Source organism: Aequorivita marisscotiae, assembly GCF_029814825.1.
Classification (GTDB): Bacteria; Bacteroidota; Bacteroidia; order Flavobacteriales; family Flavobacteriaceae; genus Aequorivita; species Aequorivita marisscotiae.
The window spans coordinates 2,160,441-2,182,258 of record NZ_CP122379.1 but is presented as its reverse complement, the minus strand read 5'-3'; the positions used below and the strand labels follow the sequence as shown (position 1 = coordinate 2,182,258).

The window sequence follows — 21,818 nt, the reverse complement described above, 5'->3', positions numbered from 1 at the left end:
ATCACCAATCAACAATCGTTAATCCTCAATCGTTAATCCTCAATCCCAAGCACATCCTTCATTGTAAATATTCCCTTTTTGTCCTTTAAAAACTCCGCTGCCAAAATAGCGCCCTTTGCAAATCCGTCGCGACTGTGTGCTACGTGTTCTAACGAAATAGCGTCTATTGTTGAATTGTAACTAACAGTATGCGTACCTTTTACATCTTCTTCCCGCTTGGCGGTTATTTTTAAACTTTTTTCGTCGGAAGAATCTAACTGCCAATCGCGTTTATCGCTGTGTTTTAAAATCCCTTCGGCCATTGTAATTGCCGTGCCACTGGGCGCATCTTTCTTTTCGGTATGATGAATTTCCTCAACCGAAACATCGTATTCCTTCCAAGGGGCCATTAGTTTTGCTGCGTATTCGTTAATACTGAAAAAAAGATTTACCCCAACACTAAAGTTGGACGCCGAAATAAAACTTCCGTTACGACTTTCACATAAGTTTACCATTTCATGATATCTCGCAAGCCATCCCGTAGTGCCAGACACTACCGGTATTCCTGCTTCCAATGCTTTTGAAATATTGCTAACCGCCGCCTCGGGTGCCGAAAATTCAATGGCAACATCGGCTTCCTTAAAATTTCCTTCAGAAGAATCAATCGTACTTTTAAAAACCACCGAATGCCCTTTTTCCAAAGCCAATTTCTCAATGACTTTACCCATTTTACCATAACCGAGAAGTGCTATTTTCATAATTTAAATACTTAATGACGAATAAATTACAGCTTAAAAAATACGTATCACCCGTATTCTCTACTCTTTACTCTATATTCTCTATTCTTTCATCTTTATCCTTTTCTCTCTATCCTTTTTTACTTAAAACGATACGTTAGCGACATTCCATACTGCGGTTTCGCATTAAATTCGTTATAATTAAAGTTGGGACGCAACGAAAGATCCTCACTTACTTCATATTGCTTTAAATGGGCATCAACATTGGCATCAACCACATTTAATAAATAGAATGCAATGGTAACGATTACACTAATGCTTTTGTTTTTTTGCGCAGACTTCTGCGCATTTATGAGCCGATCATTAGATATACCTTGAAACTCATCGTCGGAATAACCGGCCAGTCTGCGTTTATACGCATCTCTAAACCGGTTGTAATCGTCGTCTTGCTGTTTGTAGAAGTAAACTCCCGCCGCCATTCCTGCGTAGATAATAGGAATTTTCCAATATTTCTTGTTGTAGGCCTGTCCCAATCCTGGTACAACGGCAGAATAAAATGCCGCTTTTGCCGGCGCTAAAGGCCTATATTCATCTTTTGCCGAAATAGTATCGTTAACCACGATTGCCTTTGCTTCATTTTTAACCGTCAAAGAATCTGAGGTCTGCGCAAACAGCGAGGTGGCGAAGAATGTAAAGAGAATATATAGAAAGTTATTTTTCACTTTTTATTAGCTTCAAAATACGTTCGAAGTCTTCTTGGCTTTTAAAAGGAACTACTAATTGCCCTTTACCCGACTTAGAAACTTTTATCGCTACCGATGTCTCAAAAAGATCGGTTAGTTCCCTTTTTGCTTTTTTTGCAAATGGAGGCGCGCTCGCTTTCTGCGGTTTTGAATTCTCCTTCGGGTTTTTATAACCGCGTACCAAAGCCTCAGTGTCGCGCACGGATAAATTTTGACTTAAAATCTTTTCATAAATATCTAACTGATCGCTTAAGTCTTCAACGTTTATAAGTGCCCGCCCGTGCCCCATACTTATAAAGCCATCGCGCATTCCGGTTTGGATTATTGGGTCTAGTTTTAGTAAACGTAGGTAGTTGGCAATTGTAGATCGGTTTTTTCCAACGCGATCGCTCAATTCTTCCTGGGTAACACTAATTTCTTCGATTAATCGTTGGTACGAAAGTGCAATTTCAATAGGGTCTAAATCTTGTCTTTGGATGTTTTCAACCAAAGCCATTTCCAAAGATTCTTGATCGTTTGCAATCCGAATATAAGCTGGAATGGTTTCCAGTCCCACCAATTTTGAAGCGCGAAAACGGCGTTCCCCACTTACCAATTGGTATTTGTTAAAATCTAATTTGCGAACTGTAATAGGCTGAATTACGCCGAGTTCTTTTATAGACGAAGCCAATTCGCGAAGCGATTCTTCATTAAAACTGGTTCGTGGCTGAAAGGGGTTTACTTCTATACTGCCCAAATCTAGCTCTACGATACTCCCAACAACTTTGTCGGCGTTTTTATCTGCTACAGATTTTATATCATTAGTCGGGTCTTTCAACAAAGCTGAAAGTCCGCGGCCTAATGCTTGTTTTTTGGTCGCTTTCGCCATTTATTCTATTTCGTTTTTCTTTATTAACTCCTGCGCCAAACTTAAGTAATTGTCGGCTCCTTTACTCGAAGCATCGTAACTAATAATGCTTTCGCCATAACTGGGCGCTTCACTTAAACGCACATTGCGCTGAATGATTGTTTCAAAAACCATTTCGTCAAAGTGCTTTTTTACCTCATCAACAACTTGGTTGGAAAGTCGCAACCGCTGGTCGTACATAGTAAGCAACAACCCTTCAATATCAAGACCTACGTTGTGTATTTTTTGAACACTCTTAATAGTGTTTAAAAGTTTTCCGAGGCCCTCCAAAGCAAAGTACTCGCATTGTATTGGAATAATTACCGAATCTGCTGCGGTTAAGGCATTTAAGGTTAACAATCCCAAAGATGGGGCGCAATCTATTAGTATGTAATCGTAATCTGCTTTTAATGCTTCTACAGCATTTTTTAGCATATATTCCCGATTTTCCACATCTACCAATTCTATTTCAATAGCCACCAAATCTATATGCGACGGAATTAAATCTAAATTGGGTGAATTGGTAGCAACAATAGCTTCTTTTGCCGAAGCACTGTGCTCGAGTAATTGATATGTGCCAATTTCAACCCCCTCTACATCAATACCCAGACCGGAGGTGGCATTGGCTTGCGGATCTGCATCTATAAGTAAAACCTTCCTTTCCAAAACGCCCAATGAGGCCGCTAAATTTACTGAGGTCGTTGTTTTGCCAACACCTCCTTTTTGGTTTGCAATTGCAATTATTTTACCCATTAATTTACTTGCGATTTTAGCAGATAAAAGTACAATTAATTATGTGGATAGAAAATCATTTTTGTTAACATGAAGTGAACACTGCCCTTTCCAGAAAATTTCAAACTTTAAATCTCTAAATTCCAAGTAAATTTCAATATGCTATATCCACAAATTTTGGCGTTCTTTCCAAATTATAAAAATGGTTATTTAATGCTGAAAATGTGAACTGTAAGATAAATTATTTCGATTTCTTTTCACGAATCATCGCCTCCAGCATATCCCACATTTGTTGCGGCACTTCTTCTAAAAGATTCATCTGTCCTGCGCCCTTTAGCCATTCGCCACCGTCTATTACAACCACTTCACCATTTATATATGCTGAAAAATCGGAGACTAAATAAGCCGCAAGATTTGCTAATTCCTGATGTTCGCCTACACGTTTTACAGGCACCTTTTTCGCAGGATTGAACTTTTCTTTTAAATCGCCCGGAAGCAATCGGTCCCAAGCGCCCTTTGTAGGAAATGGCCCCGGTGCAATAGCGTTAAATCGAATGCCGTATTTTGCCCACTCAACTGCCAAAGAACGCGTTAATGCCAAAACACCAGCCTTTGCAGTTGCACTTGGCACCACGTAAGCCGACCCCGTAAAAGCATAGGTAGTAACTATGTTTAAAACCGTTTTATTGGTTTCTTTTTTATCAATCCAATGTTTCCCAAAAGCTAGGGTACAGTTTTTTGTTCCTTTTAAAACAATGTCTATTATAGTATCGAAAGCATTTGCAGAAAGTCTTTCGGTTGGAGAAATAAAATTACCCGCAGCATTGTTTAACAATACGTCCACAGTGCCAAATTCTTCAATTGCGGCTGCTACCATGGCCTCTACTTCGTCATAATTTCGCACATCGCATTGTACCGGCAACACTTTTCCGCCAGTAGCATCTTCGAGTTCCTTTTTTACGGTTTGTAGCTTTTCTAAATTGCGGGAAGTTATAACCACGTTGGCGCCGAGCTCCAAAAAGTAAGTTGTCATTGCTTTTCCTAACCCGCTACCGCCGCCAGTTACCACTATTGTTTTTCCTTTTAGTGCGTCGTCACGCAGCATTTTTGAAGTATAATCCATAAAATATTTTGTTTTACTGTAAAGATAAGCAGTAAAATTATGATTGAAGAATTAGTTATTAATAAATAGCGCTCCTTAAAGATTTAAAGCCAAGTTTTACCGCTAAACTTTCGCTTGTTAATGAAACTACAAAAAACAGTTTTTAAAAGGTTAAAGGGTGTGAAATTGTATTAAGTTCCTTTTAAAGTGACTTATCTTGGAGCTATGGAAAAAATATTAGTAGCAGGTGCAAACGGCACCACAGGAAAAAAGATAATTTCAATTTTACAGCATTCTGATAAATACCAACCAATTGCAATGGTTAGAAAAGAAGAGCAAGTTTCACATTTTAAAAACGAAGGTGTGGAAACAGTTTTGGCAGATCTTGAAAAAGATGTGAGCAATACTACCAAAGGAATTGACCGCGTAATTTTTGCCGCAGGTTCAGGTGGAAAAAAAGTAAAGGAAGTTGATCAGGAAGGCGCCAAAAAATTGATGGATGCCTCTAAAAATGATGGCGTTAAGAAATTTGTAATGCTAAGCTCAATGGGTGCCGATAATCCGGAACAGGCATCTGATTTACAGGAGTATTTAAGAGCAAAACACAATGCCGATGAACATCTAAAACAATCGGGATTGCATTACGCAATTGTGCGTCCGGGTGCGCTTACAAATGATGATGGAAACGGGAAAATTGAAATAGACAATAAACTAAATAAAAGTGGCGAAATACCGCGTCGTGATGTTGCAGAAACCTTGGTAGGCTCGCTAGAAGATTCAGTTGCAAATAATAAAACTTTTGAAATTTTAAAAGGCGAAACGTATATTAAAGCGGCACTCGAAAAGATCTAAAATTTAAACCTTACCATTAAAAAAGCACCTGGTTAGTTCCAAGTGCTTTTTTTGTGAAATGATATTTTAAATTACTCAGATGTCCAAAGCAGTTTTTGGGCAGTACCGTGATCGCCCAATTGATATAAACTAACCGAAGCCGCCTTAAATTCTATAGGTTCAAAAATGTGCGCGGCGAGGCTGTCTAAAAGAGAAACATCTGCAACACCGAGACTTATGTGTGGATCAAAATTTTCATAACTATGTTCTAACACAAATGCCGGTACATACGTTACGGTAGATTTGCTAATTGCACTGCCGTCGGGGTTTTGTACAAAAGAATTTTCAGAGCCGTTAGCGACAATAAATGGCTTTAAAAGTTCGATGGATTTTTTGTGAATTTCCATCAATGCCTTTGAATTTTCCACTCGAATCATCGAAAAACTTTCCTCCTTTTCTTCGTAATAAAACAGACTTTCAGCTTTAAAATTTTCTTCTTTAATAGTTTCAAATAAACCTTCCAAAGCTTTATTCACTTTAGGCAAATCGCTTTCATTTATAAAACATTGCAACAAGGTTATATGCGGCACGTGATTTTCGTCTAGCTTTATGGTTTCGGGATTGTTTTTATAAATTAGTGAATTTAGCTGAAAGGCCTGCGCCTGCATTTCTTCCGAAGGGATTAAAAGCACATCTACTGCAATTATATTTTTCTCTTTTGTAGTGCAAGACAATAGCCCGAAAGCAATTGCTGCGGCGATAAAATATTTCTTCATAAATTATAAATGCTTACTCAACAATCATTTTTATAGTTTGCACAAAAGTACCATTGTCCAATTTCAAAATATAAATTCCTGCGGAAAGATCGTGACTCCAACTCAGCGTACCATTTTTATTCACCCAAGTTCTTTTCATCAATTTTTGACCAGTAACACTATAAACACTGGTAGTTAAGTTGTTTGCTGAAATATTATTCGGAATTAAAATTTGAATGGTATTTTGAACAGGATTCTGTGCAAGTATAAATAAATTGGAAAATTGATTCTCACTAACCGACATTGCGCCATTTCTTATCTCCTCTAAAGCAAATTGGGCACTTGCTGCCGTAACGGTAACGTGGTCTTCATTTTCATCGGGAATATAAAAATTCACAAATGGCGAATCGCTCAAATTAGGTGTGGCAAACCAATCCGGATTGTCTATCGCCAAAGCACTCATGGTAGGAATAAAACTATATAAATCTTGTTGCAGTGCATTAATAAAATCTATTAACACCTGGTTGCCACCACCATCGCCAAGAGCGTCGCTAATACTACCGGTTCCACCCGGAGCACTATCAACGCCAGCACTATTGTTTGGTGATTGTGCCGTGGTTTGAAATGTATTAATTGGAGCACCAAAAAAGTTTACCGTTACATCGGTAACGGTGTTGGTTTGGCCAGCATCGGGTGTAAATTTTAAAGCTACATCTACATCGGTAAATGCATCTATCTGTAAATTGGTATCAACAATAGTTATCCCCGGACTTCCCGTGGTAGTTCCATTGGCGGCACCATTAATCATGGTTACATTGCGTACCGAACTCGGAAAACCAAGAGCATCGAGCTCTGCTTGAAATTCATTTCTAAATCCCGGAGCGCCCAAAGGCAATAATTTTGTTGGGTCTTGCTCATAGGTTGAACCCGCCAAAAGATGACCGAGTAAATGATCGGTGAGCATTTCCTTGGCTGCGGGTGAGTTTAATAGCTGGGCAACAACTTGCTGTGCCGTTGCATCGCCCACCTGTTCTGCAAAATAGTTAATTAAATATTGCAGACTAATAGGAATGTTCGCCCCGCGATGTGGCGAGTCAAATGAAATATAAAGACGGGTTTCAGGGTCTAGACTATTGTTTTCCATATACGAAAGTGCGTAGCGCCCAATAAGCCCTCCCATACTTGGGCCAAGAACAACAAGCTCGTTATTGCCTACTTTGTCGTTATTTAGTTGCTGTATCATGGCCACTAAAACCATAGCATTTCGCTGAATGTAATCGCCGCCACCGTCTATGGTTTTCCCATCAGTGGTATATACCGGTGCATTTAAAATTACAATATCAAAACCCTCATCTCGTAAAATATCTGCCATGTTTTGCCCGCCAAAACTTAAGCTGGCATACAGCCCAGGAATATCTCTTGAGTTTCCGGGATCAAAACCGTCCAGAACAATAATTGGGTGGTCTAAAACACCATCAACATTATCTAAAAATATTTCGTACTCCCCCTGCCCGAAATAGGCTTGAGTTTCTTCATATCCTTGATAAGCTATGTTTGCCGTAATTGTTTCAACCGCTTGGCTTTCGGGAAATATTGCGTTTTCGGGAATGTTCTGAAAGCGTATTTGGGCTAACGAGCTATAGGTGCTAAACAGTAATACAATTATGTAAAGGTTTTTCATAGGTATGGGTTTGTGATTCTGCTCGGTAAGTTAACGAAATTTAAAAAAACGGCTTTTGCTAATTTATTATATTTCAATTTATAATTTTAAAAACCACCGCATTAACTTCAATCTAAAAGGTGTGTGGGGATAATAGCGAATTGACGGATCCAACCACGTAGGTTTATCCATCACGCTTTTGTAATGGGTGAATGCTTTAAACCCGGCCTCGCCGTGATAGTTGCCAATACCGCTGTGGCCCACGCCACCAAAAGGGAGGTTAGAATTTGTTATATGCATCACAGTATCGTTTATTGCCCCGCCCCCAAACGAAATTTCCTTTAAAACTTTTCTTTTAATTGAATCGCGTTTGGTAAATACATAACACGATAGTGGTTTCGGTAAGCTGTTTACAATTGAAATAGCTTCCTCAATGGTGTTATAAGAAATAACTGGAAGAATAGGACCAAATATTTCTTCCTGCATAACAGCATCGTCTAAAGTTACATTCTGCATAACTGTAGGTTGAAAGTAGCGCGTTTCAGAATTTGATTCGCCTCCAAAATATATTTTCTCCGAATCGATTAATTTAGTGAGTCGGTCAAAATTAACGTTGTTTATTATCTGAAGGTAGTTATCGTTTTCAAAAGCAAAATGCTGACTTATAATTTCTTGTTTTGTCTGCTCTAAAAATTTCTTTTCAATACTGTTATGAACCAGGACATAATCTGGCGCAATACAGGTTTGACCGGCATTGAGAAATTTTCCCCAAACCAATCGTTTCACTGAAATTTTAAGATTGCAACTTTCAGTAACGATGGCTGGGCTTTTTCCGCCCAATTCTAAGGTTACTGGGGTTAAATTTTCGGCAGCCGCTTTGTAAACTATTTTGCCCACTTTGGTGCTGCCGGTAAAAAATATCTTGTCAAACTTTTGTTTTAACAATTCTTGGGTCTCTTCTACCCCACCCTCAACCACGGTGAAAAATGCCGGATCAAAATTTTCTTTAACAATTTTAGTCATTGCCGCAGCCGTGTGGGTGGGCAATTCGCTGGGTTTTAACACCACTGTGTTTCCCGCTGCTATTGCGGCTATTACCGGAGCGAAGGAAAGTTGGTAGGGATAATTCCACGCTCCAATTACCAAACACACGCCCAAAGGTTCGGGAACAATATAACTGGAAGCCGGAAAGTTTAAAATGCTCGTAAAAACATGTTTTCTCCGCGCCCACTGAAATAAATTTTTTCTGGCCTCCTTTATATCTTTATAAAGCAGCGAGATTTCTGTAGAATAATTATCGAATTCTGATTTTTTGAAGTCTTTGTAAATTGCATCGTGCAAGAGCGTTTCATTTTCCTGCAAGGCATTTTGAAGCGTCTTTAGTTGCGCTTTTCTAAACCGAATATGTTTTGTGGCATTCGAATTATAGAACTTGCGCTGTTTTTCGACTATTTCTTTCATAAAATCAATTTTCCTTAAAAATACTTTTAAAGAAATTGAATGTTGTTAAAAAAAGAAGAAAATTGTTACTTCTCGCGATTTAGAATCTTGTATTCTTCATAACAGCCACTAATAGCGTCTAGAATTTGCAAATCGTTTGCCGTACGGATAAAATCTTTGGAATAACTGCATTTATTCAATATTTCATCTATATCTACCCGTTCCAATTGCAGTACCGCCATCAAGGTTTCGCGATCAAATTTACTTTGAAGAAGATTTCTAATTTCATCATCCTCTTTCATTTTGCGGAGTTTGCGCATCTGTTTGGGTCGTTTTCCGAAAACATTGTAGAGAAAATCGGCGGGATTAAAAATTGAACTCAGCACTTTGCTCACTGCGCCGGGTTGATTGCTACCGCCTTCATATCCAGTGCTTAGTCCCGAAATTCGGTAGCGGTAATTGTCGTAAATTGGAATTAATTTTGCATCAATCTCTACATAGCCCGTGAGTTGTACGGGTTTTACAACCACTTCTTCCAACGCAATGCCAAGCTCGGTCATTTTCACTTTTATATCGCCAAATTTTAACCAGTCATTGGTAACTCGAACCCGAAGCGACTTAAACCCGAGATACGAAAAATAAAGCGTGTCGTTAACGGCTGCCTTTATTGCAAATTCCCCTTTGTCGTTGGTTGTAGTACCTATTACCTGATTTAGGTTTACAATATTTACATTTTCCAAAATAGCGTCGGTTGCATCGTTCATAACAGTTCCTTTAATTATGTTATTGTCTTGCGCAACCGTGTTTGCTACGATAAACAAAAAGGCTATGAGGATATATTTTTTCATATAAAGTATAATATACGGAAAAATTTCACCGAGATGAAATGTTCCTTTCTTTTTCAATTTTAGCTTTCAATTTTTCTTTAACCCCTCCAAACCATTCATCTTTTAAAATACTTAAAACAATGCTATCGCGTCTGCCGGTTGGGGAGGCACAATTGCTTCTTAAAATTCCCTCTTCAATACAGCCAATGCTTTTCATGGCCGCGATACTCCGGCTGTTTTTGGCATCTGCCCGAAACTCAACGCGATCTAGTTTTAACGATTCAAAAGCAAATTCCAGCATTAACAATTTACACTGTTTGTTGAGTCCGGTTCCCTGAAATTCATTTCCAATCCACGTGTAACCCAATTGCGTAGTATTGTGCGTTTTTTGATAATCGTAAAAACGGGTGCTACCTGCAATTTTTTGGCAGTGTTTGTCGAAAATTAAAAAGGGATATGCAGTTCCCTGCATTCTTCCATTTAGGGCAAAATCTACGTACGTTTGCAAATTCTTTAAACCATTGGCCGGCTGAAGCGAATATTCCCATAGTTCGGGCTCCTTCACAGAAAAGTGTAAAATCCTATCAATATCTTCCCGATGCAACGGACTAAGTTGCACACGGTTATTTTCCAGTATATGTTCCGTTAGAAAATTGAAGGTTTTCATAAGTTTAAAAAAAACGGGCCTCGATATAAAAGGCCCGTAAATATACTTATATAGACTCAAAAGATGAACGAAAGTTTAATCTTTTGCAGAGCGAAAATACTTAATCGCTACAGGGAATTGCTAACCGGTGGTTTTCTCCCTGATTATTAAATCCCAAAACTTGTTTGTTCTTACGACTTTCTTCTGCGTCTTCCGCCAGTTCCCTTTGTATCTGGACGATCGGGGCTTCTACGGCTTTTGCCTTTAAAAGCTGGTTTGTCTCCACGGCCGCCGCTGCGTTTTTTAAACCCGCCGCTTCTATCGCCTCTATTTCCGCGGTCGCTCCCACTGCGGTCGCCTCTTCGCTTTCCACGATCTCTTCCACCTCCGCTGCTTCTTCCGCCGCGACCGGTGTCTTTAGATATTTCAACATTAATTTGTCTGCCGTCTAGCTTAAAGTCCTTAAAAATACCCATCACCATTTCCTGGTGCTTGGTGTCTGTATTAAAGAATGAAAAACTATCCTTTACGTCAACTTTGTAAATATCGTCCTTTCCCAATTGAAGTAAATCGCGAAGGAAATCTTTTAAACTCATCCAATCAAAATCGTCTTTGTTACCAATATTCACGAAGTAGCGCGTACTATCTTTAGCGTCTTCATCCGAAAAATTGCGATCGTTAGAAATGTTTAAATCTTTACTGTTTTTATAGTAATTTAAAAAGCGCGTAAACTCTACGGAAAACACTTTTTGAATAAGTTCTTCCTTTGAAAAGTCTGCCAATACTTCGTTTATATTGGGAAGGTAGGCATTAATTTCGGGATTTATTTTTGTATCCTTAATAGAATTTGCCAAGTGAAACATTTGCACTTCACAAATTTCCATACCCGATGGAATTTCCTTTGCAATAAATTTCTTTTGAATCATCTTTTCAATTGTGTGAATTTTTCGCACTTCACTTTTTGAAACGATAACCATTGAAATACCCGTCTTTCCCGCACGACCGGTACGCCCGCTACGGTGTGTATAAGTTTCTATTTCGTCGGGCAACTGATAATTTATAACGTGGGTAATATCGTCCACATCAATTCCGCGAGCTGCTACATCGGTTGCAACTAGCATTTGTATTTGCCGATTGCGGAAGGATTTCATTACGGTATCGCGCTGACTCTGACTTAAATCTCCGTGGATTGCCGCCGCGTTATACCCATCTTCTATTAATTGTTCTGCAACTTTTTGGGTGTCGCGCTTAGTTCTGCAAAAAATTACCGAAAATATCTCTGGGTTCGCATCTGCCAAACGCTTTAAAGCATTGTAACGGTCGCGAGCGTTTACCAAATAATACTCGTGCGTAACCTGATCCGAACCAACGTTTTTAGTTCCAACCGTGATTTCCACGGGAGTGTGCATAAACTTTTTAGCAATTGTAGAAACCTCTTTCGGCATGGTTGCGCTAAAAAGCCAGGTGCTTTTATCTTTTGGCGAGTGCGAAAGAATTTCGGTTATGTCTTCATAAAAGCCCATATTGAGCATCTCATCGGCCTCATCGAGCACGCAATATTCTATTTTTGAAATGTCAACCAAACCACGGCCAATCATATCTTTCATTCGTCCCGGAGTGGCAACTATAATTTGCGAACCCTTCTTAATTTGACGCGCTTGGTCTGTTATACTGGCACCCCCGTAAATAGCGGTAACGTTAAGGCCCGGCATATATTTGCCGTACGCAACCATTTCATTTGTAATCTGAAGGCAAAGTTCGCGGGTTGGCGAAAGGATTAAACCCTGAGTTGTACGACTGTTTACGTCAATTTTTTGCAACATCGGGAAACCAAATGCTGCGGTTTTTCCCGTTCCTGTCTGCGCTAACGAAACCATGTCGGTTTCGCGATCTAAAAGAATTGGGATTGCTTTTTCTTGTACTTCCGATGGAGTTTCAAAACCCATGTCGGCGATGGCTTTTAGAAGATGCTCTTCCAAGCCGAGTGCTTTAAATGCTGTCATTTTTTTGTAATATATATTTTTATATGTGCTAACGGGAAGCGACTGGACATATAAAAAACGGACAGCTTCACTATAGCACTCCTCACCCTGAGGAATTTTCTTGAAACAAGATGCCACCAAGGGGCCTCGTATTTTTCAAGGGCGCAAAAGTAAGCTAAAGTTTTTATTTGACAGTGATTGTTGGGCTTTTTTTATGAAAAACCAAAAACTACGTCCTATTGGGAAAGATAATCTATTAGTTGGCGCATTGCTTTTCCGCGATGGCCTATTTCACTTTTCTGTTGCAGCGTCATTTCTGCAAAGGTTGTTGTAAAGCCTTTAGGCTGGAAAACCGGGTCGTAGCCAAAACCAGAATTACCGCGGGCTTCTTTGGTTATTTTGCCTTCGCAGATTCCGAGAAACATAATTTCCTCGCGTTCCATATTTAAAGCGATTGCGGTTTTGAATCTTGCCGAGCGATCTTCCTTGCCTTTCAAATTTTTTAAAAGTTTTTCCATGTTCGCTTTTGAATTGTTGGAATCTCCAGCGTACCGCGCACTAAAAACACCGGGCTCGTTATTTATAGATTTTACCTCTAAACCCGTATCGTCCGCAAAGCAGTTAATACCGTATTTATTACGCACATAATTGGCTTTTAAAATCGCGTTACCTTCAATAGTATCTGCGGTTTCTGCAATATCTTCATTGCAGCCAATATCTTTTAAGCTTAATAATTCAATATGTTTCGGCAGCATCGATTTTACCTCGGCAAATTTATTTTTATTGTGGGTTGCGAAGACGAGTTTCATTTTAGACGTGAGCTTTTAGACGTGAGACGTGAGATGAAAATTTTAAATTTTGCATGTTTTATTTTGAATTTTTATTTATTATTTGGTGCTTGTGATTTGGGATTTTCAGAATAGTATCGTTCAATTATTTCTTCTGAAGCTTTAATTGTTTTCTTCATCCACGCCAATTCAATTTCCAGTTTTTCGTCTTCAGAAAGCTTCCAATTTACTGGGCTCTGTTTCAATTTTGAAACCACACTTTGCAAAATAATTGCCGCAGAAACCGAAATATTCAGGCTCTCCGTAAAACCGTACATCGGTATTTTTAAAAAACCATCGGCAGCATCCATCACTGTATCGCTGAGTCCATCGCTTTCCTTTCCAAAGAAAAAAGCGCTCTTTTTGGTAACATCAAATTCGTGAAGCATAGTAGAATTATCGTGCGGCGTGGTAGCAATAATTTGATAGCCCGATTTTTTTAAATTTTCAATACAATCAGTAATTGAATTATACCGATTTAAGCTCACCCATTTTTGGGCGCCCATCGCAATTTCTTTGTCAACTCGCTTTCCCAAACGCTCTTCCACCACGTGCAAATCCTGAATCCCAAATACGTCGCAGGTTCGCATTACGGCACTGGTGTTGTGCAGTTGATAAACATCTTCGGTGGCAACGGTAAAATGGCGGGTGCGCTCCGCTAGTACTTGTTTGAACAGGGCTGTTCTTCGTTCGGTGAGATAGGTTTGTAAATATTGAAATAATTCTAAATCCAAGAAAAAATAGTATTGGTTATTGATTATTCGGTATTTAAAAAATGCTTGTTCGAATAAAATTCAGTTTCGAATTTAATTTTGATTTTGCTAAGATAAAAGTTATTCAATTAATAGTATCTTTTTAAAAATCGCAATTTTTGAATACTTTAGTAACTCAATTATAAAATAATGAAAATTGCAGTATTAACAGGCGCTGGCGTTAGCGCGGAAAGTGGAATAAAAACCTTTAGAGATAGTGACGGACTTTGGGAAGGTCACGACGTAATGGAAGTTGCCTCGCCAGAAGGTTTTCAACGCAATCCTGCCTCAGTGTTAGATTTTTACAATCAACGACGAAGACAGTTATTAACCGTACAACCCAACGCTGCACATCTGGCTTTAGCAACACTGGACCAAACGCACGACGTTACCATTATAACACAAAATGTAGACGATTTGCACGAAAGAGCAGGTAGTAAAAACGTTATTCATCTTCACGGAGAATTGCTAAAAGTGAGAAGTACTTATGACGAAAACCTGGTAATGGACTGGAAAACCGATTTAAATCTGGGCGATCTTTGCAAAAATAAACACCAACTACGTCCACATATTGTTTGGTTTGGCGAAATGGTGCCCATGATTGAAGTTGCTGCTGCCGTGGTGGAAAAGGCAGACGCAATTTTAATTATAGGAACCTCCATGCAGGTATATCCCGCAGCGGGCTTAATGCAATATGCAAAACCCGAAGCGCATATATATTTTGTAGATCCCAACCCATCTATTTCAGAAAATAATAGAATTACCATTTTTCCTGAAAAGGCTTCTACCGGTGTTCCAAAAGTTGTAGAACTTTTAAAATAAAAAGCATGCTTCCCGAAGATTTAAACGAAAAATTAATGGAGGTAGATAGCAGTCTGAACAAAAGGCTCGAGGTTGCCTTTTGGATTACCAAAAAACCCCATTATGTTCGGGAAACCCTACAATATTGTTTTATTGAGGGCAATGAACTTTTAGTGTCATCTGCCTGGGTATTAGAAATTATTTGTCAATACAAACCAAAAAATTTCATTAAATACAAGTACCTGTTTTTTGAAAAATTGCCAACAATCAAAACTGATTCGGCCTTGCGCTCCTGTTCTAAAATTTGTGAAATGACATGCTATTATCATTTTAGGAAAATCTTGGGCTTATTTTATAAAGTTCTAAATTTAGAGGAACGCAAAACAATAACAGAGTGCTGTTTTGATTGGCTTATTACAGACCAAAAAGTAGCGTGCCAAGCACACGCTATGCAGTGTCTTTTTTATTTGGGAGCAGATAAAGATGAAAAGTGGATCTATCCAGAATTAAAACAAATATTACTACAAAACATCCCAAACAAAAGTGCGGGATACCAAGCCAGAGCTCGTAAAATCCTAAAACTACTTAAATAAAATTTACCGAAATAGTTAAAATTAAGTCTATCACTTTTTATAAAATTGAATATTTTTTAGCTTTACAAATCTTTAAAAAATTAATACAATGAAATACAAAGTACTACTAATCCCTTTTTTCACTTTAATGATTGCTGTTTCCTGCAAAGAGCCAAACAATAAACAATCTGAAACCGTTGTTCCAGCAGATACACGTGCTACAATGGAGTACAATGAAAACCGGCTGGACAGCGTTCCAAAACAATCTGAAAGCGCCGAAGATTTTACCTTTAGTGGCGGCGGCGCAGATCCTTCTTGGACGGTTGAGTTTAAAGATGGTCAAATTTATTTCACCGCTCCCGGCGAAACACTCCGTTCTTTTGTAGCGCCAATCCCCCAACCTGAAATTAACGGTAATACCAAAAAATACGTTGCCTCATCGCATCGGGTTCTGATGGAGGTTTTATTAACGGAAGAAGAATGTATAACGCCTACAAACAACAAAAAAAATACGCACAAAGTAAAATTATCAATCAAACCAAAAGCTGCAGACAACTTTAATTATTACTATGGCTGCGGATCTTAACTTTTAATTGTTAATTGAAAGATTCAGTCTGCTAAAAGTTGAATTTTTAATTGAAAGAGGCTGTTTTAAAAAGTTTAATAAACTTCTTAAAACAGCCTCTCACTTTGTAAAGCTACCGAGCTACGCAGTATCGCGCGGCTGATGTTTTTCTTTACGTTCCTTTACTTGATGATTAATATCTTTTCCTTGTGTGGCACTTTTATTTATTGCCTGTTCCTTTTTACTCTGCTTTTCTTTTTCAATGTTTTTTTCGTTGTTTTTCATAGCGTTATTTTTTTATCCGAAGGAAAAGTTGCGCAACACAATATTGAAAATCAAAAGTTTAAAACAGAATTAACATTTATCTATTTACATTTTTTAATAGCCAATCTTCTACTTGTACGTTATCATCTTTTGTGTGCAAAACCGCAATATCGCCGGTTGATTCAAAAATAACGGCTCGTACTTGCGATAATTTTAAAACATTTGCTTCTCGAAGTTTGGCGCGAAGATCAGATTCGGTAACACGGGCTTTCTTTAAATTATCGTGAAATATTTGTTCGCCTTCCATTAAAAGTAACGGCTGATTGTCTATAATTTTTTGCACGGTATTAAAACGTCTGAGCATTGCCATCGTAATTTGAAGAACATACACAGCAGCCAAACCCACAAGGCCTTGCAATAAACTTACCGATTTTGATAAAATGGTAGTTGCTATAACCGAACCAATTGCTACGGTCATAGCGAAATCGAAACTACTCATCTTTGAAAAACTGCGTTTACCAGCCAATCGGGTAAATAGAATTACAGCTACATAAATTCCTATGGTAGTTAATACAATTGCAATTAGGGAGGTGGAAGATGCTTCAAACCATGCTTTCATTTTGGTAGTTTTTAATTAATAATTTCTATCTGTTAAATTTATAATACTCTAAATACGGGTGTGGGGTTCTGTTGATGGCATGTAAAATTGCCTCCATTCCCATAACGCTAAAAGTTATTCCATTTCCGCCAAACCCTAAAATATAATGTTCTCTCTTAATTGGATCGGGATTTCCAAAATAAGGCAGTCCGTCCTTTGTTTCGCCAAAAGTTCCCGCCCACGAATAATCTGCCACAAAAGGTATATCGGGAAAACACTTGGAAAATTTTGCAGTCAATTCTTTTTCCTTTTTGGGAAGCAATGCATCGCGCCGAGCGGCATTTTTAAAATCACTGTCGCCTCCGCCCATTATAATTCTTCCGTCGTCGGTACTTCTAAAATAGAGGTAAGGCGAATCCGTATTCCAATAAATATGTTTTTTAAAAGCGTCGGGTATTTTCTTAAACGATTCGGAAGCGAGGGCAAAAGTACTTTTTAAATCTACTATATTTTCCTTAATTGTTTCAACGCTTTCGTAACCGGTACAATGCACTACATCTTCTACAGTAATAGTAAATCCCGAATCTGTTTTTGCTATTACTTTTTCTTTTTCATGCTTTATACCTTCAATATTGGTTCGGTCGTAGATTTTTACACCATTTTCGGTACAATATTTTAAAATATCATTGGCCAATCTATACACGTCCATTACGGCGCCAGCCTTAGATTCAATGGCGGCATATGCTTTTAAGCCCAATTTTTCCAATGCTTCCTTTGAAAGCCACTTTACGCTAAACCCATGTTCTTTTCGGGCATTAAATTCATCTTTTAAAAAATCTACATCTTTTTTAGACGAGGCAAAATACACGCTGTACTTTTGTTGAAAACCACAATCGCTCTTTACTTCGTTTATAATTTTCTTTATATCGCTGATAGATTTTTCACAATTTTGATAGCTCGATACGGCACAGGTTAGCCCTACTTTTTCAATTAATTTGTGAAGTGGAACATCAATTTCATATTGAAGCATAGAAGTGCTGGCAGCAGTGCTACCGTTGCAGATATCGCGACGATCTACCATTATTATTTTCTTTCCACTTTTTAATAATTGAAAAGCCACCAACGCACCCGTAATACCGGCACCTATTAGTAATACTTCCGAAGAAATTGATTCTTTAAGTGAAGGATAGCTCTGTGGTAATGCATTTTTAATTAGCCAAAAAGGCTCGTTGGAGCGAACGTTCATAGTGTAAACTTTTTCTAAAGTTAGAAAACTTAATTGTTACAAATTCCATTTTAATATTTATTTAATGAATGGGAAGTCTTTTCTTAAAATTTAGTAACAAATACGTTAAACACCTCTAAATTGTGAATTCTATAAGATTTTAATGGGCGTTATAAATCTATTTTTACGATATAAACAAAAAAAGAAAACTATGAAGACTACAAACGAAAAAGCTAAAGAACGCAACCACGACAAACTTGTTGACAACCTACAAGAATTGTTGGAAAAAAATTATGATGCCCAAAAAGGTTTTACAAAAGCCATGGAAGATGCTAAGAGTCCACAGCTTAAAAACTTTTTAAAGCATCAGGCTGCGCAACGCAATCGCTTTGCTACGGAGCTCGATCACGAAATCCGCAGTTTAAATGAAACGCCAAAAGAAAGCGGAAGTTTTACAGGCGATCTGCACAGAACCTGGATAGATATTAAAAGTGCCGTTGCCGGAAATACAGACGAAGCGGTTTTGGAAGAGTGCATTAGAGGCGAAAAAGCCAGCTGGAAAGAGTATGATGAAAAGTTAAAGGAAGAAAATTTCCCGCCAACTATTTCTAGTGTAATCCACAAACAAGCGGCTGAAATTCACGCAACCTTAAACCGAGTAAAAACATTGGAAGATCTAGCCGATGATTAATTTTTAATTGGCATTTCTGAAAAAGAAAAAGAAAAAAAAGCCCTGCGATATAATTCGCAGGGCTTTTAAATTAACTGGAAGATTATAAAAATTATTTTTTTACAAACTTCTTACTAATCACTACGTTATTGCCACGCAGTAGGGTGAGATTATAAACCCCTTCACTTAAATTATTTACATCAATTGTATTGTTGGTGTTTATGTTTCCATTTAAAACTATTCGACCAAGCATGTCGGTAATGGCAACCGAATATTCACTCATATCTATTCCAGATGCATTAATGGTAAGTCTGTCGTTTACCGGATTCGGGTAAATTACAAACTCAGTAGAATCAAATTCAGAAACACTTAGCGGTACAGATGGCAATGCCAGCAATGCCCCACCAGCAGGACTTGCAACATACAATCCAAAAGCAGGACCGTTTGAATTTTGCGCAGGATCTAAAAATCCTGAAGCCAACACAGTTAGTGCAGCTCCGTCTAAGCCTAAGGTTGCTAAAGGCGCTTGATAGCGAGCTACGGTTACGGTACCTGTTTCATCTGTAATATCTAAAACATAATCTGCCGTTGGAAGTTCTAAATAACCTTGATATTCCGTATAAGAAATATTGTCAACCACTGTACCTGCACCAACTCCGGTTTCAACTACATCTACTGTAGGAGCATCGGTTGATCCGTGGTGTACGAGTACATCAACATTTGTTGGGTTGGTAGCCATTTCCCGTGCCATCGGAAAAACCTGTAAACTGAGGGGCGGAGCAGGGTTGTAACCAGACGCACTTACAATTCCGTCTGCTACTACAATATACTTTTCATTTTCAGTAAGGGTAACTGGCACATTTAAAAGTACGTCTCCCACTCCAGTACTGTTCCCCGGAGCTATTCCAATATTAATTTCTACTCCTGCCGGTAAATCTAAAAAAGGTGTAGCTGTTCTAAATGCGAAATCATCTAATGCTAAATCTGTGTTTACGTAAACATCTACTTCTGCTGCAGCTGCATCGGCTGAGTTGTGTATCACTTGTACACGGGCTGTTTGTGCGAATAAATTGCCTGTTAGTAAGGCAATTGAAATAATTAGTAATCCTTTTTTCATCTTATATAACGTTTTTAGTTCGAGGTAAAACTAAAAATAAATTATTTTGTTTAATCTTTTTTAGAAAAAGTTTAACAAAATAATTAATTCAATTGATTTACAGCTGATTACAAACAACTCAAATATTCAATTGTATTAATAATACTAATAGATAAAGCATCGCGCCCGAAACCGAAGCGCATTAAAAAAGCCCTCAATTGATGAGAGCTTGCTTTAAATTGTAAAATATTATTCTAAAAACTATGAAACCGGGATGCCAACATTTTTTATAGCGGCAAAGCCACCGGCTACGTTTACCACGTTGTGAATACCTCTGCCCTTTAAAATTGAAGCAGCAATTACTGATCTATATCCGCCGGCACAATATAAATAACATTTGTTCCCATCGGGAAAAGCGCTTACATATTGGTTTAAAAATCCTAAAGGAGCGTGGGTAGCGCAGGCTATACGACCATTGGCAAATTCGCCATCATTGCGAACGTCAAAAACGGGAATGTTGTTTTCCAGTTTTTCCTTAAAAACATCGGCTTCAACAGATTCTAAAGTATCTATTTCCTTACCGGCGTTTTGCCAAGCTTCTATTCCTCCATTTAAATATCCCAGCGTTCTATCAAAACCAACTCTTGATAATCTGGTTACGGCTTCCTCTTCTCTTCCCGGTGAAACCACCAGCAGTATTTCTTGTTCCACATTGGCGAGTAACGCACCAACCCATGGTGCAAAACCACCATCCAATCCAATAAAAATAGATCGAGGAATATGGCCCTCAATAAAGGCCGACTGATGGCGAACATCTAAAATTACGGCACCCGTTTGGTTCGCTATTTTTTCAAAATCATCTGGGTTTAACGGTGTTGTGCCTTGCGATACCACTTCATTAAAATTAGTATATCCTTCTCGATTCATCTTAACGTTCATCGGAAAATAGAGTGGCGGTGGCGCTAAACCATCGGTAACTTCTTTAATAAACTCGGCACGGGTCATATCTTCACGGAGCGCATAATTCATTTTCTTTTGATTGCCTAAAGTATCAACCGTTTCCTTCATCATATTTTTTCCACAGGCAGAACCGGCACCGTGGGCAGGATATACAATTACATCGTTTGCGAGAGGCATTATTTTATTTCGAAGACTGTCGAAGAGAATGCCTGCGAGATCTTCCTGCGTCATTTCATTGGCCTTTTGCGCCAAATCCGGCCGGCCAACGTCGCCCAAAAACAAGGTGTCGCCACTAAAAATAGCATAATCTTTTCCACTTTCGTCTTTCAGTAAATATGTGGTACTTTCCATAGTATGCCCCGGGGTGTGCAATGCGGTAATGGTTACATTGCCCAACTTAAATACTTCACCATCTTTCGCAATTATGGTTTTAAAAGAAGGGTTCGCAAGTGGTCCGTAAACTATTGCGGCACCCGTTTGTTCAGCCAGTGTAACGTGGCCGCTCACAAAATCTGCATGAAAGTGAGTTTCAAAAATATATTTTATCGTTGCGTTATCGTTTTGGGCGCGTTCCAAATATGGTTTGGTTTCGCGCAACGGGTCAATTATAGCAACTTCACCATTGCTTTCAATATAATAGGCGCCCTGAGAAAGGCATCCTGTATAAATTTGTTCTACCTTCATTATTTTATCTTTTTGGCAAATATACCAATTGTATTTTCCATAATTAAAGCCTTCGTATTCAAAGTATCCATTTTCACAAAAATTTTGCATTTAGACTTCAAACTTATTTTATCTTTACCCGTTAACCATAAAAAATTAATTATGAAAAAATTAATGCTTGTTCTAATAACTGTATTGGTTGCTTCCTGTTCTACGCAGGACAAACAAGAAGGAGTAATTCGCGAATTAGCCAAAAAAGATGCTATTGAAAAACTGCAACTTCCCGAAGGCACAAAATTCAGCGATGAAAATATAGACGTTACCGAAACCGCTGATGGCGAAGGAGCCATTGGTGTAACGTATCTTGTAAAAATAACTGTAAAATCGCAAGATCGCGATGGCAACGAAATTGTTAAAACACACACCTTTAACTATAAAAAAATAGGCGAAGGCGGTCTCTCAGAACAAGATTATGAATTAACCTCTTTTGAATAATCACAGTTAA

General features: G+C 38.4%; 24 protein-coding genes. 6 read left to right on the top strand and 18 right to left on the bottom strand.

All coding sequences use genetic code 11. The features are described from left to right. Positions 1–32: 32 nt before the first annotated feature. The 5 genes from dapB to QCQ61_RS09775 form a co-directional block, all read right to left on the bottom strand. On the bottom strand, positions 33–737 hold the full coding sequence (gene dapB, locus QCQ61_RS09795) for a 4-hydroxy-tetrahydrodipicolinate reductase (protein WP_279447467.1): 705 nt from the start codon (positions 735–737) through the stop codon (positions 33–35). A 119-nt stretch (positions 738–856) separates the two neighbouring features. Continuing rightward, on the bottom strand, positions 857–1,438 hold the full coding sequence (locus tag QCQ61_RS09790; protein ID WP_279447466.1) for a DUF5683 domain-containing protein: 582 nt from the start codon (positions 1,436–1,438) through the stop codon (positions 857–859). Beyond that, entirely contained in the window at positions 1,428–2,327 is a 900-nt protein-coding gene (locus QCQ61_RS09785) for a ParB/RepB/Spo0J family partition protein (protein ID WP_279447465.1), read from the bottom strand. The genes QCQ61_RS09790 and QCQ61_RS09785 overlap by 11 nt, the downstream gene beginning before the upstream one ends. Further along, positions 2,328–3,098 carry a ParA family protein gene (locus QCQ61_RS09780; protein ID WP_279447464.1) on the bottom strand — a complete coding sequence of 257 codons (771 nt, stop codon included), beginning with the start codon at positions 3,096–3,098 and terminating at the stop codon, positions 2,328–2,330. A gap of 220 nt (positions 3,099–3,318) precedes the next feature. Next, the gene (locus QCQ61_RS09775) at positions 3,319–4,200 is read right to left on the bottom strand and encodes an SDR family oxidoreductase (RefSeq protein ID WP_279447463.1); all 882 of its coding nucleotides are present in this window, start codon (positions 4,198–4,200) and stop codon (positions 3,319–3,321) included. 204 nt (positions 4,201–4,404) lie between these two features. Here QCQ61_RS09775 and QCQ61_RS09770 point away from each other — a divergent pair, with 204 nt between their 5' ends. Beyond that, complete coding sequence (locus QCQ61_RS09770; protein WP_279447462.1) at positions 4,405–5,031, top strand: SDR family oxidoreductase; 627 nt, start codon at positions 4,405–4,407, stop codon at positions 5,029–5,031. A 71-nt stretch (positions 5,032–5,102) separates the two neighbouring features. Here QCQ61_RS09770 and QCQ61_RS09765 read toward each other — a convergent pair whose 3' ends face one another. The 8 genes from QCQ61_RS09765 to QCQ61_RS09730 all read right to left on the bottom strand — a co-directional run bounded on the left by QCQ61_RS09765 (position 5,103) and on the right by QCQ61_RS09730 (position 13,881). Further along, positions 5,103–5,786, bottom strand: coding sequence for a 2'-5' RNA ligase family protein (locus QCQ61_RS09765; protein WP_279447461.1), 684 nt, complete (start codon positions 5,784–5,786; stop codon positions 5,103–5,105). Positions 5,787–5,799: 13 nt separating this feature from the next. Continuing rightward, positions 5,800–7,446, bottom strand: a complete 1,647-nt coding sequence (locus QCQ61_RS09760) for a T9SS type A sorting domain-containing protein (RefSeq protein ID WP_279447460.1) — start codon at positions 7,444–7,446, stop codon at positions 5,800–5,802. A gap of 78 nt (positions 7,447–7,524) precedes the next feature. Beyond that, positions 7,525–8,886 (bottom strand): aldehyde dehydrogenase, encoded by a 1,362-nt coding sequence (locus QCQ61_RS09755; RefSeq protein WP_279447459.1) that lies wholly within the window; start codon positions 8,884–8,886, stop codon positions 7,525–7,527. Between the two features lie 65 nt (positions 8,887–8,951). Then, positions 8,952–9,713 carry a carboxypeptidase-like regulatory domain-containing protein gene (locus QCQ61_RS09750; RefSeq protein WP_279450255.1) on the bottom strand — a complete coding sequence of 254 codons (762 nt, stop codon included), beginning with the start codon at positions 9,711–9,713 and terminating at the stop codon, positions 8,952–8,954. Between the two features lie 25 nt (positions 9,714–9,738). Next, positions 9,739–10,359: a GNAT family N-acetyltransferase gene (locus QCQ61_RS09745; RefSeq protein WP_279447458.1), complete on the bottom strand. Its 621-nt coding sequence runs from the start codon at positions 10,357–10,359 to the stop codon at positions 9,739–9,741. Positions 10,360–10,529: 170 nt separating this feature from the next. Then, complete coding sequence (locus tag QCQ61_RS09740) at positions 10,530–12,341, bottom strand: DEAD/DEAH box helicase (protein ID WP_279447457.1); 1,812 nt, start codon at positions 12,339–12,341, stop codon at positions 10,530–10,532. 215 nt (positions 12,342–12,556) lie between these two features. After that, positions 12,557–13,129: a non-canonical purine NTP diphosphatase gene (locus tag QCQ61_RS09735; RefSeq protein WP_279447456.1), complete on the bottom strand. Its 573-nt coding sequence runs from the start codon at positions 13,127–13,129 to the stop codon at positions 12,557–12,559. A gap of 71 nt (positions 13,130–13,200) precedes the next feature. Continuing rightward, positions 13,201–13,881: a TrmH family RNA methyltransferase gene (locus tag QCQ61_RS09730; RefSeq protein WP_279447455.1), complete on the bottom strand. Its 681-nt coding sequence runs from the start codon at positions 13,879–13,881 to the stop codon at positions 13,201–13,203. A 165-nt stretch (positions 13,882–14,046) separates the two neighbouring features. Between QCQ61_RS09730 and QCQ61_RS09725 the strand changes: the two genes are divergently transcribed. From QCQ61_RS09725 to QCQ61_RS09715, 3 genes are all read left to right on the top strand, one after another. Continuing rightward, entirely contained in the window at positions 14,047–14,721 is a 675-nt protein-coding gene (locus QCQ61_RS09725; protein ID WP_279450254.1) for an SIR2 family NAD-dependent protein deacylase, read from the top strand. Between the two features lie 5 nt (positions 14,722–14,726). Then, positions 14,727–15,293, top strand: a complete 567-nt coding sequence (locus QCQ61_RS09720) for a hypothetical protein (protein ID WP_279447454.1) — start codon at positions 14,727–14,729, stop codon at positions 15,291–15,293. 88 nt (positions 15,294–15,381) lie between these two features. Beyond that, positions 15,382–15,858, top strand: a complete 477-nt coding sequence (locus QCQ61_RS09715; RefSeq protein WP_279447453.1) for a hypothetical protein — start codon at positions 15,382–15,384, stop codon at positions 15,856–15,858. A gap of 120 nt (positions 15,859–15,978) precedes the next feature. Here QCQ61_RS09715 and QCQ61_RS09710 read toward each other — a convergent pair whose 3' ends face one another. The 3 genes from QCQ61_RS09710 to QCQ61_RS09700 form a co-directional block, all read right to left on the bottom strand. Beyond that, positions 15,979–16,122 (bottom strand): hypothetical protein, encoded by a 144-nt coding sequence (locus QCQ61_RS09710; protein ID WP_279447452.1) that lies wholly within the window; start codon positions 16,120–16,122, stop codon positions 15,979–15,981. Between the two features lie 76 nt (positions 16,123–16,198). Further along, a complete protein-coding gene (locus QCQ61_RS09705) occupies positions 16,199–16,720 on the bottom strand; it encodes a DUF421 domain-containing protein (RefSeq protein ID WP_279447451.1) in 522 nt (173 codons plus the stop codon). Positions 16,721–16,745: 25 nt separating this feature from the next. After that, positions 16,746–17,945, bottom strand: a complete 1,200-nt coding sequence (locus QCQ61_RS09700) for an NAD(P)/FAD-dependent oxidoreductase (protein ID WP_279447450.1) — start codon at positions 17,943–17,945, stop codon at positions 16,746–16,748. A gap of 190 nt (positions 17,946–18,135) precedes the next feature. Here QCQ61_RS09700 and QCQ61_RS09695 point away from each other — a divergent pair, with 190 nt between their 5' ends. Next, positions 18,136–18,615, top strand: a complete 480-nt coding sequence (locus QCQ61_RS09695; protein WP_279447449.1) for a ferritin-like domain-containing protein — start codon at positions 18,136–18,138, stop codon at positions 18,613–18,615. A 91-nt stretch (positions 18,616–18,706) separates the two neighbouring features. On the opposite strand, the gene QCQ61_RS09690 is transcribed toward QCQ61_RS09695, so the two are convergent. Together QCQ61_RS09690 and QCQ61_RS09685 are read right to left on the bottom strand one after the other, a co-directional pair. Beyond that, positions 18,707–19,711 carry a T9SS type A sorting domain-containing protein gene (locus QCQ61_RS09690; protein ID WP_279447448.1) on the bottom strand — a complete coding sequence of 335 codons (1,005 nt, stop codon included), beginning with the start codon at positions 19,709–19,711 and terminating at the stop codon, positions 18,707–18,709. A gap of 240 nt (positions 19,712–19,951) precedes the next feature. Next, positions 19,952–21,334 (bottom strand): MBL fold metallo-hydrolase, encoded by a 1,383-nt coding sequence (locus QCQ61_RS09685; protein WP_279447447.1) that lies wholly within the window; start codon positions 21,332–21,334, stop codon positions 19,952–19,954. Positions 21,335–21,475: 141 nt separating this feature from the next. On the opposite strand from QCQ61_RS09685, the gene QCQ61_RS09680 reads away from it, so the two are divergent. Then, the gene (locus QCQ61_RS09680; RefSeq protein WP_279447446.1) at positions 21,476–21,808 is read left to right on the top strand and encodes a hypothetical protein; all 333 of its coding nucleotides are present in this window, start codon (positions 21,476–21,478) and stop codon (positions 21,806–21,808) included. The last annotated feature ends 10 nt before the right edge of the window (positions 21,809–21,818 follow it).